Raw genomic sequence first — 967 nt, 5'->3', positions numbered from 1 at the left:
GCCGCAGGGAAACCGAGTCTTAACTGGGCGTTAAGTTGCAGGGTATAGACCCGAAACCCGGTGATCTAGCCATGGGCAGGTTGAAGGTTGGGTAACACTAACTGGAGGACCGAACCGACTAATGTTGAAAAATTAGCGGATGACTTGTGGATGGGGGTGAAAGGCCAATCAAACCGGGAGATAGCTGGTTCTCCCCGAAAGCTATTTAGGTAGCGCCTCGTGAACTCATCTTCGGGGGTAGAGCACTGTTTCGGCTAGGGGGTCATCCCGACTTACCAACCCGATGCAAACTACGAATACCGAAGAATGTTATCACGGGAGACACACGGCGGGTGCTAACGTCCGTCGTGAAGAGGGAAACAACCCAGACCGCCAGCTAAGGTCCCAAAGTCATGGTTAAGTGGGAAACGATGTGGGAAGGCACAGACAGCCAGGATGTTGGCTTAGAAGCAGCCATCATTTAAAGAAAGCGTAATAGCTCACTGGTCGAGTCGGCCTGCGCGGAAGATGTAACGGGGCTAAACCATGCACCGAAGCTGCGGCAGCGACACTCAGGTGTTGTTGGGTAGGGGAGCGTTCTGTAAGCCGTTGAAGGTGGCCTGTGAGGGTTGCTGGAGGTATCAGAAGTGCGAATGCTGACATAAGTAACGATAAAGCGGGTGAAAAGCCCGCTCGCCGGAAGACCAAGGGTTCCTGTCCAACGTTAATCGGGGCAGGGTGAGTCGACCCCTAAGGCGAGGCCGAAAGGCGTAGTCGATGGGAAACAGGTTAATATTCCTGTACTTGGTGTTACTGCGAAGGGGGGACGGAGAAGGCTATGTTGGCCGGGCGACGGTTGTCCCGGTTTAAGCGTGTAGGCTGGTTTTCCAGGCAAATCCGGAAAATCAAGGCTGAGGCGTGATGACGAGGCACTACGGTGCTGAAGCAACAAATGCCCTGCTTCCAGGAAAAGCCTCTAAGCATCAGG

1 rRNA gene is annotated in these 967 nt (G+C 54.0%); it reads left to right on the top strand.

What is annotated here, in order from left to right:
- Window positions 1-967: ribosomal RNA gene (locus tag U9R90_RS36435) — 23S ribosomal RNA — on the top strand; the annotation flags it as partial.

This window comes from Streptomyces sp. E11-3 (genome assembly GCF_046540415.1).
Classification (GTDB): domain Bacteria; phylum Actinomycetota; class Actinomycetes; order Streptomycetales; family Streptomycetaceae; genus Streptomyces.
This window is presented reverse-complemented; position numbering and strand designations above follow the sequence as displayed.